Origin of the sequence: Paenibacillus sp. GD4 (assembly GCF_030846225.1) — a bacterium.
GTDB classification, from domain to species: domain Bacteria; phylum Bacillota; class Bacilli; order Paenibacillales; family NBRC-103111; genus Paenibacillus_G; species Paenibacillus_G silviterrae.
The window spans coordinates 942,764-958,725 of sequence record NZ_JAVCYK010000002.1 but is presented as its reverse complement, the minus strand read 5'-3'; the positions used below and the strand labels follow the sequence as shown (position 1 = coordinate 958,725).

13 protein-coding genes, 2 tRNA genes and 4 rRNA genes are annotated in these 15,962 nt (G+C 51.4%); 18 read left to right on the top strand and 1 reads right to left on the bottom strand.

Translation table 11 applies throughout. The features are described 5' to 3' along the window. Window positions 1-58: 58 nt before the first annotated feature. The 10 genes from rrf (RAC89_RS27150) to RAC89_RS27105 all read left to right on the top strand — a co-directional run bounded on the left by rrf (RAC89_RS27150) (window position 59) and on the right by RAC89_RS27105 (window position 7,579). Window positions 59-175 (top strand): 5S ribosomal RNA (gene rrf / locus RAC89_RS27150). Window positions 176-504: 329 nt separating this feature from the next. After that, a 16S ribosomal RNA gene (locus RAC89_RS27145) occupies window positions 505-2,052 on the top strand. A gap of 276 nt (window positions 2,053-2,328) precedes the next feature. Beyond that, window positions 2,329-5,278 (top strand): 23S ribosomal RNA (locus RAC89_RS27140). A gap of 96 nt (window positions 5,279-5,374) precedes the next feature. Further along, window positions 5,375-5,491: ribosomal RNA gene (gene rrf / locus RAC89_RS27135) — 5S ribosomal RNA — on the top strand. Together the 16S, 23S and 5S rRNA genes with 2 tRNA genes alongside form the textbook arrangement of a ribosomal RNA operon. Before the next feature lie 60 nt (window positions 5,492-5,551). Continuing rightward, window positions 5,552-5,628, top strand: a tRNA-Pro gene (locus tag RAC89_RS27130). A gap of 4 nt (window positions 5,629-5,632) precedes the next feature. Then, a tRNA-Gly gene (locus RAC89_RS27125) sits at window positions 5,633-5,703 on the top strand. Between the two features lie 140 nt (window positions 5,704-5,843). Further along, window positions 5,844-6,269, top strand: coding sequence for an NUDIX hydrolase (locus RAC89_RS27120; RefSeq protein ID WP_306617815.1), 426 nt, complete (start codon window positions 5,844-5,846; stop codon window positions 6,267-6,269). Between the two features lie 106 nt (window positions 6,270-6,375). Beyond that, window positions 6,376-6,885 carry a MarR family winged helix-turn-helix transcriptional regulator gene (locus RAC89_RS27115; RefSeq protein ID WP_306616847.1) on the top strand — a complete coding sequence of 170 codons (510 nt, stop codon included), beginning with the start codon at window positions 6,376-6,378 and terminating at the stop codon, window positions 6,883-6,885. Window position 6,886: 1 nt separating this feature from the next. After that, window positions 6,887-7,207, top strand: a complete 321-nt coding sequence (locus RAC89_RS27110; RefSeq protein ID WP_306616846.1) for a luciferase domain-containing protein — start codon at window positions 6,887-6,889, stop codon at window positions 7,205-7,207. Between the two features lie 3 nt (window positions 7,208-7,210). After that, complete coding sequence (locus tag RAC89_RS27105; protein ID WP_306616845.1) at window positions 7,211-7,579, top strand: VOC family protein; 369 nt, start codon at window positions 7,211-7,213, stop codon at window positions 7,577-7,579. A 228-nt stretch (window positions 7,580-7,807) separates the two neighbouring features. Here RAC89_RS27105 and RAC89_RS27100 read toward each other — a convergent pair whose 3' ends face one another. Further along, complete coding sequence (locus RAC89_RS27100) at window positions 7,808-8,662, bottom strand: AraC family transcriptional regulator (RefSeq protein WP_306616844.1); 855 nt, start codon at window positions 8,660-8,662, stop codon at window positions 7,808-7,810. A gap of 144 nt (window positions 8,663-8,806) precedes the next feature. Here RAC89_RS27100 and RAC89_RS27095 point away from each other — a divergent pair, with 144 nt between their 5' ends. The 8 genes from RAC89_RS27095 to RAC89_RS27060 all read left to right on the top strand — a co-directional run bounded on the left by RAC89_RS27095 (window position 8,807) and on the right by RAC89_RS27060 (window position 15,948). Further along, window positions 8,807-9,964: a Gfo/Idh/MocA family protein gene (locus tag RAC89_RS27095; protein WP_306616843.1), complete on the top strand. Its 1,158-nt coding sequence runs from the start codon at window positions 8,807-8,809 to the stop codon at window positions 9,962-9,964. An 18-nt stretch (window positions 9,965-9,982) separates the two neighbouring features. Next, entirely contained in the window at window positions 9,983-11,059 is a 1,077-nt protein-coding gene (uxuA, locus tag RAC89_RS27090) for a mannonate dehydratase (RefSeq protein WP_306617814.1), read from the top strand. Window positions 11,060-11,068: 9 nt separating this feature from the next. After that, window positions 11,069-11,923, top strand: coding sequence for an SDR family oxidoreductase (locus RAC89_RS27085; RefSeq protein ID WP_306616842.1), 855 nt, complete (start codon window positions 11,069-11,071; stop codon window positions 11,921-11,923). Between the two features lie 181 nt (window positions 11,924-12,104). Further along, window positions 12,105-12,899: a GDSL-type esterase/lipase family protein gene (locus tag RAC89_RS27080; protein ID WP_306616841.1), complete on the top strand. Its 795-nt coding sequence runs from the start codon at window positions 12,105-12,107 to the stop codon at window positions 12,897-12,899. A gap of 1 nt (window position 12,900) precedes the next feature. After that, window positions 12,901-13,812 carry an ABC transporter ATP-binding protein gene (locus RAC89_RS27075; RefSeq protein WP_306616840.1) on the top strand — a complete coding sequence of 304 codons (912 nt, stop codon included), beginning with the start codon at window positions 12,901-12,903 and terminating at the stop codon, window positions 13,810-13,812. Beyond that, a complete protein-coding gene (locus tag RAC89_RS27070) occupies window positions 13,805-14,785 on the top strand; it encodes an ABC transporter permease (RefSeq protein WP_306616839.1) in 981 nt (326 codons plus the stop codon). Before RAC89_RS27075 ends, RAC89_RS27070 begins: the two co-directional genes overlap by 8 nt. Window positions 14,786-14,883: 98 nt before the next feature. Continuing rightward, on the top strand, window positions 14,884-15,183 hold the full coding sequence (locus tag RAC89_RS27065) for a YciI family protein (protein ID WP_306616838.1): 300 nt from the start codon (window positions 14,884-14,886) through the stop codon (window positions 15,181-15,183). Window positions 15,184-15,402: 219 nt separating this feature from the next. After that, window positions 15,403-15,948: a GrpB family protein gene (locus tag RAC89_RS27060; protein ID WP_306616837.1), complete on the top strand. Its 546-nt coding sequence runs from the start codon at window positions 15,403-15,405 to the stop codon at window positions 15,946-15,948. Window positions 15,949-15,962: the final 14 nt, after the last annotated feature.

The window sequence follows — 15,962 nt, the reverse complement described above, 5'->3', positions numbered from 1 at the left end:
TTCGAATCCAGTTTTCAAGGCGCAAGCCTTGATGGATATTTTCAAACGAAAAATCCGGTTTGGTGATGATGGCGGAAGGGAACCACGCGTACCCATACCGAACACGACCGTTAAGCCTTCCAGCGTCGATGGTACTTGGACCGAAGGGTCCTGGGAGAGTAGAACGTCGCCAAGCAAAGAGTCCTTTGGGACACCGGAGGACTCTTTATTATGCCTTACCCGAATGACTCCGGATGGAAGAATTCGGACTTGCAAAGAGAATGACAACATGATATATTATGACTCCGCCGCTTGAGAGAGCGCAGCGGAACGCAACAAACATCGTGGATCTGACCTCGCAGGAATACCTCTTGGATGGAAAAACAAAAAGTTGCAAAACATAATGAAATATGCTACATTCCTTAAGCAGTGAAATTGCCCTTTGAAAACTGAACAACGAGAGAGTGAAAATAAAACGAATCTTCGGATTCGTGCTAGCTTTGAACATGAGCAAGTCAAACTACTTTATTGGAGAGTTTGATCCTGGCTCAGGACGAACGCTGGCGGCGTGCCTAATACATGCAAGTCGAGCGAGGGTCTTCGGACCCTAGCGGCGGACGGGTGAGTAACACGTAGGCAACCTGCCTGTAAGACTGGGATAACTACCGGAAACGGTAGCTAAGACCGGATAGATGGCTTCTCCGCATGGAGGAGCTTGGAAACACGGTTTCGAATTTATTCGAGGGCTGTGGCTTACAGATGGGCCTGCGGCGCATTAGCTAGTTGGTGAGGTAACGGCTCACCAAGGCGACGATGCGTAGCCGACCTGAGAGGGTGATCGGCCACACTGGGACTGAGACACGGCCCAGACTCCTACGGGAGGCAGCAGTAGGGAATCTTCCGCAATGGACGAAAGTCTGACGGAGCAACGCCGCGTGAGTGATGAAGGTTTTCGGATCGTAAAGCTCTGTTGCCAGGGAAGAACGTTCCGGGGAGTAACTGCCCTGGAAATGACGGTACCTGAGAAGAAAGCCCCGGCTAACTACGTGCCAGCAGCCGCGGTAATACGTAGGGGGCAAGCGTTGTCCGGAATTATTGGGCGTAAAGCGCGCGCAGGCGGTCTTTTAAGTTTGGTGTTTAAGCCCAGGGCTCAACCCTGGTTCGCACTGAAAACTGGGAGACTTGAGTGCAGGAGAGGAAAGTGGAATTCCACGTGTAGCGGTGAAATGCGTAGAGATGTGGAGGAACACCAGTGGCGAAGGCGACTTTCTGGACTGTAACTGACGCTGAGGCGCGAAAGCGTGGGGAGCAAACAGGATTAGATACCCTGGTAGTCCACGCCGTAAACGATGAGTGCTAGGTGTTAGGGGTTTCGATACCCTTGGTGCCGAAGTAAACACAGTAAGCACTCCGCCTGGGGAGTACGCTCGCAAGAGTGAAACTCAAAGGAATTGACGGGGACCCGCACAAGCAGTGGAGTATGTGGTTTAATTCGAAGCAACGCGAAGAACCTTACCAGGTCTTGACATCCCTCTGAATGTCCTAGAGATAGGGCAGGCCTTCGGGACAGAGGAGACAGGTGGTGCATGGTTGTCGTCAGCTCGTGTCGTGAGATGTTGGGTTAAGTCCCGCAACGAGCGCAACCCTTGATTTCAGTTGCCAGCATTAAGTTGGGCACTCTGAAGTGACTGCCGGTGACAAACCGGAGGAAGGTGGGGATGACGTCAAATCATCATGCCCCTTATGACCTGGGCTACACACGTACTACAATGGCCGGTACAACGGGCAGCGAAGGAGCGATCCGGAGCGAATCCTTAGAAGCCGGTCTCAGTTCGGATTGCAGGCTGCAACTCGCCTGCATGAAGTCGGAATTGCTAGTAATCGCGGATCAGCATGCCGCGGTGAATACGTTCCCGGGTCTTGTACACACCGCCCGTCACACCACGAGAGTTTACAACACCCGAAGTCGGTGGGGTAACCGCAAGGAGCCAGCCGCCGAAGGTGGGGTAGATGATTGGGGTGAAGTCGTAACAAGGTAGCCGTATCGGAAGGTGCGGCTGGATCACCTCCTTTCTATGGAGTCCATGATGGCTGCAGGCCATCGGACATAATAGCTGACAACTGACATCGTTCCACGATGTAACAGTTGCAGCGAACTCACTCTCCTCGTTGTTCAGTTTTGAAAGGTGCAATGCCTTTCAGAACTTTTGTTCCTTGAAAACTGGATATCGAAACAAAGCAAAATGTCGAAGATCATCCGATCTTGCAATAGCTACTAGCGAAATATGCTGTTTAGGAGTGACTTTGTGCGAAGCACAACGGAACGAAGAAATAGCATATGAAGCGACAGGTAAAGCTAATAAGAGCACACGGAGGATGCCTAGGCACCAGGAGCCGAAGAAGGACGTGGCGAACGACGAAATGCCTCGGGGAGCCGTAAGCAGGCTTTGATCCGGGGATGTCCGAATGGGGGAACCCGCGTGAGGTAATACTCACGTACCACACAGTGAATACATAGCTGTGTAGGAGGCAGACGAGGGGAACTGAAACATCTAAGTACCCTCAGGAAAAGAAAACAAAAGTGATTCCGTCAGTAGCGGCGAGCGAAAGCGGAACAGCCCAAACCAAGGGGCTTGCCCCTTGGGGTTGTAGGACGTCAATGTGAGTGCAGGTTGGTAGGCGAACAGGTCTGGAAAGGCCGGCCAAAGTGGGTAACAGCCCCGTAACCGAAAGCAACCGAGACTCTAGACGGATCCTGAGTACGGCGGGACACGTGAAACCCCGTCGGAATCCGGCAGGACCATCTGCCAAGGCTAAATACTCCCTGGTGACCGATAGTGAAGCAGTACCGTGAGGGAAAGGTGAAAAGAACCGCGGGAGCGGAGTGAAAAAGAACCTGAAACCGTGTGCTTACAAGAAGTCAGAGCTCGTTAATGAGTGATGGCGTGCCTTTTGTAGAATGAACCGGCGAGTTACGTTTACGCGCAAGGTTAAGGTGAGAAGCCGGAGCCGCAGCGAAAGCGAGTCTGAATAGGGCGAAGCCAATGCTTACGAAGTAGCAATACTGCGTATTGCTTGGAAGTACGTAGACGTAGACCCGAAACCGTGTGATCTACCCCTGTCCAGGGTGAAGGTGCGGTAACACGCACTGGAGGCCCGAACCCACGAATGTTGAAAAATTCGGGGATGAGGTGGGGGTAGCGGAGAAATTCCAATCGAACTCGGAGATAGCTGGTTCTCCCCGAAATAGCTTTAGGGCTAGCCTCGGGTGATGAGTCGCGGAGGTAAAGCACTGATTGGGTGCGGGGCCCGCCAAGGGTTACCAAGTCCAGTCAAACTCTGAATGCCGCAGACTTTAACCCGGGAGTCAGACAGTGAGTGCTAAGATCCATTGTCAAGAGGGAAACAGCCCAGATCATCAGCTAAGGTCCCCAAGTGTGTGTTAAGTGGGAAAGGATGTGGAGTTGCAAAGACAACCAGGATGTTGGCTTAGAAGCAGCCACCATTGAAAGAGTGCGTAATAGCTCACTGGTCGAGTGACTCTGCGCCGAAAATGTAACGGGGCTAAACACACCACCGAAGCTATGAGTCCAATGATGGGCAGTAGGGGAGCGTTGTAACAGCAGTGAAGGTTGATCGTGAGGACAGCTGGAGCGGTTACAAGTGAGAATGCCGGTATGAGTAACGAAAAGACAAGTGAGAATCTTGTCCGCCGTAAGCCTAAGGGTTCCTGAGGAAGGTTCGTCCGCTCAGGGTAAGTCGGGACCTAAGGCGAGGCCGAAAGGCGTAGTCGAAGGACAACAGGTTGAAATTCCTGTACCACCGTGAACCGTTATGAGCAATGGGGTGACGCAGAAGGATAGTGACGCGGACTGATGGATGTCCGTCCAAGCAGCGAGGCTGGTTAGTAGGCAAATCCGCTAACCGATAAGGCTGGGCTGTGATGGGGAGCGAAATTATAGTAGCGAAGGTCATGAGTTCAAGCTGCCAAGAAAAGCCTCTAGCCAGGGAGAAGGTGCCCGTACCGCAAACCGACACAGGTAGGCGAGCAGAGCATGCTAAGGCGCTCGGAAGAACTCTCGTTAAGGAACTCGGCAAAATGACCCCGTAACTTCGGGAGAAGGGGTGCCTCGGTAGGGTGAATAGCCCGAGGGGGCCGCAGTGAAAAGGCCCAAGCGACTGTTTAGCAAAAACACAGGTCTGTGCGAAGCCGCAAGGCGAAGTATACGGGCTGACGCCTGCCCGGTGCTGGAAGGTTAAGGGGAGCGGTTAGGAGCAATCCGAAGCTGTGAACCGAAGCCCCAGTAAACGGCGGCCGTAACTATAACGGTCCTAAGGTAGCGAAATTCCTTGTCAGGTAAATTCTGACCCGCACGAATGGCGTAACGACTTGGGCGCTGTCTCGACGAGAGATCCGGTGAAATTTTAATACCTGTGAAGATGCAGGTTACCCGCGACAAGACGGAAAGACCCCATGGAGCTTTACTGCAGCTTGATATTGGACTTTGGTACGATCTGTACAGGATAGGTGGGAGCCTAGGAAGCCGGAGCGCCAGCTTCGGTGGAGGCGCCGTTGGGATACCACCCTGATCGTATCGGAGTTCTAACCTAGCACCGTTAGCCGGTGTGGGGACAGTGTCAGGTAGGCAGTTTGACTGGGGCGGTCGCCTCCTAAAGAGTAACGGAGGCGCCCCAAGGTTCCCTCAGAATGGTTGGAAATCATTCGAAGAGTGCAAAGGCATAAGGGAGCTTGACTGCGAGACATACAGGTCGAGCAGGGACGAAAGTCGGGCTTAGTGATCCGGTGGTACCGAATGGAAGGGCCATCGCTCAACGGATAAAAGCTACCCTGGGGATAACAGGCTTATCTCCCCCAAGAGTCCACATCGACGGGGAGGTTTGGCACCTCGATGTCGGCTCATCGCATCCTGGGGCTGAAGTAGGTCCCAAGGGTTGGGCTGTTCGCCCATTAAAGCGGTACGCGAGCTGGGTTCAGAACGTCGTGAGACAGTTCGGTCCCTATCTGTCGCGGGCGTAGGAAATTTGAGAGGAGCTGTCCTTAGTACGAGAGGACCGGGATGGACGTACCGCTGGTGTACCAGTTGTCTCGCCAGAGGCACGGCTGGATAGCCAAGTACGGAAGGGATAAGCGCTGAAAGCATCTAAGCGTGAAGCCCCCCTCAAGATGAGATTTCCCAGTATGTAAGACCCCTTGTAGACGACGAGGTAGATAGGTTCGGGGTGGAAGCGCGGCAACGTGTGGAGCTGACGAATACTAATCGGTCGAGGGCTTATCCTATAAAGCATATGACATTTGCTGAAGTTTCGAATCCAGTTTTCAAGGCGCAAGTCGCTTTGAACAACAACCTAGATGTTTCTTGGCAGAAGCATCACGTTTGGTGATGATGGCGGAAGGGAACCACGCGTACCCATACCGAACACGACCGTTAAGCCTTCCAGCGTCGATGGTACTTGGACCGAAGGGTCCTGGGAGAGTAGAACGTCGCCAAGCACGAGCTCCCACGTTAGTGGGAGTTTTTTGTTTTACAGCGGGTGTTTTGCTGCTTATATTCGGGACGTAGCTCAGCTTGGTAGAGCACCTGGTTTGGGACCAGGGGGTCGCATGTTCAAATCGTGTCGTCCCGACCATTTTGCGGATGTAGTTGAATGGTAGAGCTCCAGCCTTCCAAGCTGGTGTGAGTCCGATTTTCATCATCCGTTCCAATACATATCATACTAACATAGCCGCGGACCAGCGGCTTTTTTGAGTTATACTCAGCAGCCTCAAGTACACTAATTATCAGCCACTTATCATTGGTCTAAATCCCATGAATATGAAATAATCTCTTACATCAGATATCGTGATGAACGAAGGGGATGATGACGTGGCTCCTAAACATATTGTGTCTGCGGCAACAATTGTACTTAACGAACGTAAAGAAATATTATTAATTAAAGGTCCCAGGCGGGGATGGGAAATGCCGGGCGGGCAGGTCGAGGAAGGGGAATCGTTGAAGGATGCGGCAGTAAGGGAAACAAAAGAAGAGAGCGGTGTAGATATTGAGGTAACCAAATTTTGCGGTGTATTTCAGAATGTTAGCGAGTGCATTTGTAACACTTTATTCTTAGGAAGAGCGATAGGTGGGGAGTTAACAACGACCCCTGAGTCGTTAGAAGTTGGATTTTTTCCAATTGCAGAAGCATTAGAGATGGTGACTTGGAGAAACTTCAGGCAGAGAATAGAGTTTTGTTTGAATGAGGAGCTTCATCCGTTTTATGTTGAATTTTGATAAATAAAGATATCGTTAGTGAAACAGGTAAGGAGCAGCTGCCAAGGCGACTGCTTCTTTTTTTCGTTACAGCAAAAAATAGTTGCAATAACATCCTATATTGAATATGATGAAATTAGTTGCAATGACATCCTATTTCGATGAGGTGAATAAATTGAATGAGCAATGGAGGCAAAATGATTCTGGCGCAACGGAATCGCACGGCCAATACATCTCAGCTATATATCGCCATATGCAGGTATTGATCGCTGCTGAGCTGGCGCCATATCGAATCGGAAGCGGCCAGTACATTTTTCTGATGGCGATTGCATCTCAGCAGCCCATTACGCAGAAGGCGCTAAGCGAGAAGCTGCTTATTGACAAGACGACGACTGCCAAGGCGATAACCAGATTGGAAGCGGAAGGCTACGTACGAAGGGAAGTCGATTCTGTCGATAACCGGTATCAGCTGCTCTATTTGACGGAATCGGGACGTGAGGTGGTGCCGAAAGTGCGGGAAGCGTTAGCCAGGGTCAAGAACAAAACCCGAAAAGGTATTTCAGATGAAGAATATGAAATGCTGATAGGTCTGCTGAAAATCGTGCTTTACAATCTGATCGAGCAGGAGGAGAGGTAGGATGAGCTTCAACGGAGGGGCGGCTTTGACAAATGAACTATTGACTTGGGGAGGCGTTACGATGCACCCCCATCGGTTCGGAGGCACAGAATTTCAGCTGGACGGCAATGAAATCGGGCATCTTCACGGCAGCAGCTTGTTTGACCTGCTTCTTCCCAAATCTGAAAGGGACCGGTGGATTCAAGAAGGGAAAGCGAAGCCGCATCATATATATCCCGAATCGGGCTGGCTGTCCGTTTATTTGAAAACCGAGGATGATGTTGTTTATGGCATTGAAATCGCGCGTTCCAAGTATAATCAAATACTATTCAGGAGGCCATAGAAGATGATCGCGAATCCGTTTATCGTAGTGGAGAACTGTAAAGACGAGATCAAGTATTATCAAAGCGTGTTTGGCGGCGAGATTGCGATACTGCGCAGGCAAGGAGAGCAGGTGCTTAATGCGGATCTGCACGTTGAGGGGGCAACCCTGAAGTTTGCCGATACAAAAGCCGCAAAGCCTGCACTCAAGGGTGATTACGTGAGAGTCTTCTTGAGAATCGAAACAGAGAGCGCGTTCAGAAGAATCTACGGACAATTTGCTGTCGGCGGTATCGTTAATACGGAAGTGTATGAAGCTCCATTTAACGGTCTTCTGGCCATTGTTACCGACCGTAATGGTGTATGCTGGGTGCTATCTTATTATCGAACGTAACAACGAAAACAGCAGCGTAGGTTTAAGACAGATGGTGTCTTTAGCGGCGCTGTTTTTTTCTGAACCTATGGGAGCAGATAACCCGCACGCACGAACCCAATGCGGGTTTGTCTGCGAATGCAGCAATTGCACATATTTTATTCGCCTTATAGGTATAACTGTAATCCCGAGGGCTGGCCGGAACAGGGGGGTGAAAACAGGGTATGCGTCTGATACATGATCCCCTACCTATTCCTGCCGTGCTCTTAAGCGAAACTGGTGAGGGCTGACGCTCATGGAAGCCTTGAATACCTTGCAAAAGTGAGAAGGATTGGGTAATCCGACACGAGCCCCGATCTCCGGAATGGAGAGGGAGGTCTGCATCAAGAGCATGCAAGCGTGCCGGATCCGAGTCGCTTGGATATAAGCCATGATTGTGGTCCCCGTCGTCTCTTTGAACAAATGGGAGAGATAATAATGGGACATGTGGAGCTCCTTGGCCATTAGCTCTAGACGGATTGGCTCACGGTAGCGGGCTTCGACCCACTGCATGATCTGAGCGGCCCGGTCGTGGTGTCCGGATTGGATGCGGGACTCTGCATGCGGTCTGCTCCAGATTTTGCTGAATTCTCTTAAGAAATTTAGCAGGAAGAGGATATATTCCTCGAAGGCTTCTCTTGGGGCTACATGCCGGCTAGCCTGGTGAAAGAGCTGGGCTACAGCGGTCAGCCGGTGAAGGGTCTCCGTTTTATAGATGGGAATGCTGCTTTTCTTGTCCTCCATCAGTTGATGGATAAGCGTCCTCAGGGCAGGAAACAAGGCCAGGTAAGGCTTCAGCAGAGCAGGATCGAATTGCAGGTTGGTCCGGATAAAGGGTCGTCCCGGGCTCACATCGATCTGTACGCGATGCAGCTGGAACGGCCGAAAGACGAGAAGCGAATTCGGCTCGATCCCGTAGCTCTGGCCATCGACGAATAAGGTTCCATATCCCTCATGAACATAGGTAAATTCCATTTCCGGATGGGAATGAAACACTTCTCTGAACTCGAAATCAGAAGTACGTCTATAAACGAAAAAGTACGGGCTGGATGCGCCTTCCGCCAAAGTCGGTCACCTTCTTATACGAACTGATGAATAGTTTCATTATAGCAAGATAAGAACATTTTTGAACAACTTTTCTTCATAAATCAGACAGTCGTTCCCTTATAATTCAAAATGAGAAACACGAATAAAGGGGGAGACAACTCCATGCTCAATGTGGCTATCATCGGAGCAGGCGCGATCAGCAGCGCCCACATCAATGCTTACCTGAAGTTCCCTAAGCGCTGCCGTATCGTAGCGGTTAGTGATGTATACCCGGATAAGGCGCGGTCCCGCATCGATCAGCACAAGCTGGATGGGGCGGTTGTAGTGGCGGACTATAAAGAGCTGCTTACTATGGACATTGATCTCGTATCGGTTTGTACGCCACCGTATACCCATGCCCCGATCGCGATCGACTTTCTGAAGGCGGGCAAGAACGTGCTGGTCGAGAAGCCGATGGCTTCCTCTTTGCAGGAGTGCGACGCGATGAATGAAGCGGCAAGGGAAAGCGGGAAGCTGCTTTCCATTGTAGCCCAGAACCGGTTTACTCCCCCTATGATGAAGCTGAAATCCGTTCTGGAAAGCGGTCTCATGGGGCCGATTGTACACGCTCAGGTCGATTCCTTCTGGTGGCGCGGACACTGCTATTACGATCTTTGGTGGCGCGGGACTTGGGAGAAAGAGGGCGGAGGCTGTACATTGAATCATGCCGTCCATCATATCGACGCATTGCTCTGGATGATGGGGGCGCCCACGGAGCTTCAGGCCTTCATGAGCAACACCTCTCACGACAACGCGGAGGTAGAGGACCTTTCCATCGCCATGCTGAGGTTTTCCTCCGGGGCTCTCGGACAAATTACCAGCTCCGTTGTCCATCACGGGGAGGAGCAGCAGCTTATTTTTCAAGGCAAAGAGGCAAGAGTATCCGCCCCATGGAAGGTGAAGGCCAGCAGCTCAACGAGCAACGGATTTCCGAAGCCGAATGCCGAGCTGGAGGAGCAGATTCAGTACTTGTACGATCGTCTGCCGGAGCTTAAGCACGAAGGTCATGCAGGGCAAATTGATAATGTGCTCACGGCTTTGGAGACGGGCGCCCCTGTCTTAATTGACGGATACGCAGGCAAGAATACGCTTGAACTCATTACGGGGATATATAAATCCGCAAGTACTAATGAGAAGGTGACGTTTCCTCTGCTGCCAAGCGATCCGTTCTACACGAGCGAGGGTGTACGCGAGCATGCCGTTTATTTTTATAAAAAGCAGGCGTTTGTTGAAAATTTCGATACCGACTCTATTACATTAGGAACGAATCTGAAGAGCTGACCCGGGGGAATGCAATCAATGAAAATGGTGTTTCGTTGGTACGGAGAAGGAAATGACACGGTCAGTCTTCGGCAAATCAAACAAATTCCAGGCGTGGAGGGTATTGTATGGGCACTCCATGATGTTCCCGTCGGAGAAGAATGGCCGCTGGATAAGATTAGGCGGTATAAAGAGCTGGCTGATGAGTACGGCTTCCACCTGGAGGTCGTCGAAAGCGTAAATATCCACGAGGACATTAAGCTGGGCTTGCCGTCCAGAGATGTATACATCGAGAACTATAAGCGAACCATCGAGAAGCTGGCAACGGTAGGCGTCAAGGTCATCTGTTATAATTTCATGCCGGTGTTCGACTGGATTCGAACCGATCTTTACCGGGAGATGGAAGACGGGGCAACGGCGTTATTTTATGAAAAAGCGAAGGTCGACGCGATGGATCCGGATGAACTCGTCCGGCTCATTGCAGGCAATTCGAACTTTACGATGGCGGGCTGGGAGCCGGAGCGTCTGAGACAGCTTGCCCCCCTTTTTGAAGCCTATAAGTCGGTGACTACGGAAGATTTATGGAAGCATCTTGAGTACTTCCTGGAGCGGATTGTTCCTGTTGCAGAAGCGAATGGGATCCGGATGGCCCTTCACCCGGATGATCCGCCTTGGCCGATCTTCGGACTGCCGAGAATTATGACGAATCGGGACAGCATCAGCAGGCTGCTACAGCTGGTGGACAGTCCGTCTAACGGGGTAACCTTATGCAGCGGTTCCCTCGGCGCTAATCCGGATAATGATATCGCGGCAATGGTCCGGGAGTTCGCGCACCGCATTCCTTTTGCCCACATCCGTAATGTGCGTCATTACGAGAACGGCGATTTTATCGAATCGTCTCATCGGGCCAGCGACGGAAGTCTGGATATCTGCGATATCGTGAAAGCCTACCATGAGAACGGCTTCCAGGGCTATGTCAGGCCGGATCACGGAAGACACATATGGGATGAGCAGTGCCGCCCGGGCTACGGGCTATACGATAGAGCGCTTGGCATTATGTATTTGTGGGGCGTTTGGGACTCGCTCGAGCGTGAAAAGAAAGGGAAGAAAGGGTGAATTGCAGCAATGCTGACGCTGCCGAATCACGAAAACCTGCGGGGAAGAGTAGCCGTCATTACCGGAGGCAGCGGCGTGCTTTGCTCTGCCATGGCCTTGGAGCTGGGAAGACAAGGCGTGAAGGTCGCTATTCTGAACCGCAACCAAGAGAAAGGCGAAGCCGTTGCGGTGAAGATTAGGGAAGCAGGAGGAACCGCTATCGCATTGGCCTGCGACGTGCTGGATAAGGAAAGCGTGAAGGCGGCGGAGCTCGCCGTTCGGGAGTCTCTTGGCATCTGCGATATTCTTATCAATGGCGCAGGTGGGAATCATCCGAAAGGGACGACCACGAACGAAACGCTGCGGCCGGAGGACCTGGCCAATCCGGAGATAACAAGCTTCTATGACTTGGACCCGGACGGGTTCGGCTACGTATTTAACTTGAATTTTCTGGGCAGTTTGATTCCTACCCAAATCTTCAGCCGCGGCATGATCCAGCGTCCAGGGGCTGTTGTAATTAATCTCTCGTCCATGAGCGCTCCGTCTCCTATGACAAAGGTGCCGGCCTACAGTGCGGCTAAGGCTGCGATCGATAATTTCACCCAATGGCTGGCCGTGCACATGGCGGATGTCGGCATTCGTGTCAACGCCATCGCACCGGGTTTCTTCCTGACGGAACAGAACCGCAAGCTGCTGACCCGCGAGGATGGCTCTTTGACGGAACGGTCGACCAAGATCATCAGTCATACGCCTATGCGAAGATTCGGCGTTCCGGAGGATTTGCTGGGGACGCTGCTGTGGCTGGCGGATGAACGAACCTCGGGTTTCGTGACCGGGATTACGGTGCCGGTGGACGGCGGATTTATGGCGTATGCCGGAGTATAACCTATAACAAAAAACGGAAGCAACTACCCATGCGGCAAGTTCTGGGTGGTTGCTTCTTTGTTGTGATTACAAAGCGCATTTTCAGCAAATTTTCAGCTACATAAGGTACATTTAAAGATAGGTTCTGAGATCGATGAGATAGGACGAGTAAGGGGGGAACATTGTGAGGGGAAAAGGCATCATGTGGTTTATGTGGGTATCCGGGGTATCCTGTGCCCTGTGGGTGGTTGCGCTAGGCTGGACGATGGCGAATCACATGGGACTGGTACAGGGAGGGACTCCTGCTCCGTCATCCCCGGCGATAGCGCTAATCGAACCGCAGCCTGTCACGGCGGCAGCGGACGACGGCAAGCTTCAGGTGGTATCGCTCGGGGATTCTCTTGCCAGAGGCACAGGGGACGCAACAGGGAAGGGCTATGTCGGTGTAGCTGCCGAGCTTATGAAAGCGCGTGCCGGAGAACGGGAGGTAAGCGTTACGAATTTGGGGGTCAATGGCTTTACTTCAAGTCAGCTTTCAGAGCAGATCAAGCGGGCCGATGTCCAAGCGGCGATTCAACAAGCCGATGTGCTGCTGATCAGCATCGGCGGCAATGACCTGTTCCGCGGCGGAGAGACACTGGCTCAGCTGGACCTTGCGAAGGTGAAGGAGCTTGAGACGGAATACAATCAGCGGCTCAAGTCTTTATTAACGGAAATCAGAGAGCTCAACCCTTCGGCGAATGTGTATCTTATCGGGTTATACAATCCGTTTAACGGACAGAAGAACAGCGAAATTACCAATGGGATTGTGAGAGACTGGAATTATCAGTTATCTGTAACGGCAGCGGATGTCCCTAAAACGGTGATCGTTCCAACGTATGATCTGTTTCAATTGAGGGTGCAGGATTACTTGGCGGCGGACCTGTTCCATCCGAATGCGGAAGGCTATAAGAGAATCGGTGAGCGGCTGGGCGCCATCGTCGTATGGGAGGGATAAGATGAGCGAGATTACGTTATCGGTGCGCGGACTGCGAAAAGTGATCGGTCGGCGTGAAATCATCAGCGGATTGGACTTCGAGCTTCATCGCGGCGAGGTGTTCGGATTTCTCGGACCCAACGGTGCGGGGAAAACAACCACCATCCGCATGCTGGTCGGGCTCATGAAGCCGACGGCAGGAAGCATTCACATTTGCGGCTATGATATTGATAAGCAATTTCCTGACGCGATGAGTCAGCTTGGCTGCATTGTAGAGAATCCGGAGCTTTACTCCTATTTGAGCGGCTGGAATAACCTGCTTTATTTTGCCAGAATGCTGAAAAATGTAGATGAAGCCAGAATTCATGAGGTCGTGAAGCTGGTCGGCTTATCCGCGCGGATTCACGATAAGGTGAAGACGTACTCCCTAGGCATGCGGCAGCGGCTGGGTATTGCTCAGGCTTTGCTGGGCAGACCGAAGGTGCTGATACTCGATGAGCCGACGAACGGACTGGACCCTTCCGGGATTCGCGAAATGCGGGAATTCATCCGTTACTTGGCGGAGAAGGAAGGTCTTAGCGTCCTGGTATCCAGTCATCTCCTCAGCGAAATCCAGCTCCTGTGCGACAGGGTTGCGATCATCTCCAAAGGGCGGATCGTCAAGACGGACTCCGTCGAGAGTCTGCTTAGGAACCAAGAGCGACTTCGTTGGAAGCTGGTCCCTAGGGAGAAGGGACGGGAAGTGTTAGGACGCTTGACTTCGCTGGTGGAAGCATCGGGGGATTACGTGATGACCACGTATGCGGAGGAGGAAGTGGGCGGGTGGAATGCGCAGCTAGTGGAGGCGGGGGTGACCGTGATGGAGATGAGTCGAAGCATGCCCTCGCTCGAGGATTTGTTCCTGGAGCTGACAGGAGGGGAAAGCATTGACTAATTTGGTCTACAACGAGCTGGTGAAGCTGTTCGGCAAACGCCGGCTGCTTATCGTCGGAGTGATCTTGGGCGTTTTGATCTCGGTATTCACTTATGCCCAGTATCGGCAAGCGGAGGATCTGCGTAAGCGCGTAGGCCAGATCGATTGGCGGACTGCGCTGGAGCAGCGTATCGCGGGCTGGGAGAACCGGCTGAACAGCGCCCGCACCAGTGAAGAGCAGCGCAAGGAGCTGGAGGTGCGCATCGCTCAGCAGAGATATTACTTGGAGCACAATGTCAATCCGTCGGAGCCGGGAGCGCCGACCTTTGTTCGCGGCTTTGTGGAAAACAGCATTCAGCTTCTGCTGCCGCTGATGATGATGGTCATTGCATCGGATCTAGTCTCCTCTGAGCATAGCGGCGGGACGGTAAAGGTGCTGCTGACCCGTCCGCAGCGAAGATGGCGGATCTTGCTGAGCAAGTATGCAGCGCTGCTGCTCTCCGTCTCCTTTATCATCACGCTGTTTGCGTTATTGTCCACCGTCATTGCCGGAGCTGTGTTCGGCTTCCAAGGCTGGTCTGCTCCGGTACTGACCGGTTTCGGCATCACGGATGGAAAGCTGGATACCTCCGGGGTGCAGCTGATCCCGCAAGGGCAGTTTATCTTCATGGAATTCGGTTTGGCCTGGTTCGTTGCCATGGTGGTCGCCACCATTACGTTTATGCTGTCTGTGCTCATTCGCAGTACGGCCGCGGGTATGGGGATAATGCTCGCCTGCTTAATCGCGGGCATGATCCTGCAGCCGATGGTCGCCTCGTGGGAATCGGCAAAGTATTTGTTCATGGTCAATCTAGAACTCATTGATTACCTGGTGGACGCAGCGCCGCCGGTAGAAGGCATGACGCTCGGATTCTCTATGTCGGTACTCGCCGCATGGGGAGCCGCCGCGTTGTTGGTAGCCTTCGTCTCTTTCACGCGCAGAGATGTGCAGTAAGGGAAGAGAGGAAAGTCTCGAAAAATTTTACATGAAGAAAATTATTTGTTAAGTTGTAGATAAACCAATAACGGCAATGAAAAAGGAGTGCATTTGTTTTGGAACTACTACAGTTTCTAGCGACAGCAAAACCTAAGCGTGAAAGCTGGCTTCAAACAATGACCGACGAAGAAAAGACAATTATGGCTCAGCATTTTGCTTATGCGAATCAATTGTTTTCAGAAGGTAAAATAGTCTTTGATGGAGCCTGCTTGGATGGAGCTATGGGGATTATTGTGTATCAGGCAGAATCCCAAGAAGCGGCGTTTGAGCTGTATTCCAATGATCCTCTTGTCAAATCAGGAATCGTGAACACCGAATTGCACCCCTTCCGGGTTGGACATATTCTGCATGTATAGAGGGTAATCAGTTAAAAAGGGAGCCAATGTTGCAAACATTGTTAGCTCCCTTTTCTTATAACATTAGAATTTATAATTTTTGAGCGGAGCTCAAGGATTCTAATGTTTCAAGAAAAGCTTCCTTTTGCTCACGAATGTACATCCCCGAGAGGGCTTCGATAGAAGCTTTTCTTATCATCGGGAAGCACATGATTCTTCAAAAAATAGAAGGAGGCATTTATGGATAATCAATGGAGAGTGTCGCCATACGATCCGGCATGGAAAATATTATTCGAGGATATAGCTATTAAATTAAGATACTCGCTGGGTGATATAGCGGTTCGTATAGATCATGTTGGTTCAACATCGGTTATTGGTTTGGATGCAAAGCCAATTATTGATATTCAAGTATCTGTTTCGTGTTACGATGATGTATCAAGCTATAAGACTCTTATTGAAAAAATAGGCTTTGTATTACGGGAAGAAAATCCGGATAAAAGTAAAAAGTATTTTCGGGAAATACCGGGAACCCGAAGAACTCATATTCATGTACGGCAAGCCGGCAGCTTTTCAGAGCAAGTAACGTTACTTTTCCGAGATTATTTACGGACACATCCTGCCGACTGCTTTCGATACGCCCAGGAAAAGCATCGACTCATGGCACTTTATAAGAATGAGCGGCCCAAATATGTTGAAGGAAAAGGACCGATTGTATGGGATATTCTGCAGAAGGCTCATAGTTGGTCGCAAGAAGTGGGTTGGAGGCCAGAGATAACCGACATGTAGCCGCTGCTAAATTA

Coding starts and splice junctions, on each gene's coding strand:
- RAC89_RS27120 (WP_306617815.1), top strand. CDS start 5,844: ATGAACGAAGGGGATGATGACGTGGCTCCTAAACATATTGTGTCTGCG.
- RAC89_RS27115 (WP_306616847.1), top strand. CDS start 6,376: ATGATGAAATTAGTTGCAATGACATCCTATTTCGATGAGGTGAATAAA.
- RAC89_RS27110 (WP_306616846.1), top strand. CDS start 6,887: ATGAGCTTCAACGGAGGGGCGGCTTTGACAAATGAACTATTGACTTGG.
- RAC89_RS27105 (WP_306616845.1), top strand. CDS start 7,211: ATGATCGCGAATCCGTTTATCGTAGTGGAGAACTGTAAAGACGAGATC.
- RAC89_RS27095 (WP_306616843.1), top strand. CDS start 8,807: ATGCTCAATGTGGCTATCATCGGAGCAGGCGCGATCAGCAGCGCCCAC.
- uxuA (WP_306617814.1), top strand. CDS start 9,983: ATGAAAATGGTGTTTCGTTGGTACGGAGAAGGAAATGACACGGTCAGT.
- RAC89_RS27085 (WP_306616842.1), top strand. CDS start 11,069: ATGCTGACGCTGCCGAATCACGAAAACCTGCGGGGAAGAGTAGCCGTC.
- RAC89_RS27080 (WP_306616841.1), top strand. CDS start 12,105: ATGTGGTTTATGTGGGTATCCGGGGTATCCTGTGCCCTGTGGGTGGTT.
- RAC89_RS27075 (WP_306616840.1), top strand. CDS start 12,901: ATGAGCGAGATTACGTTATCGGTGCGCGGACTGCGAAAAGTGATCGGT.
- RAC89_RS27060 (WP_306616837.1), top strand. CDS start 15,403: ATGGATAATCAATGGAGAGTGTCGCCATACGATCCGGCATGGAAAATA.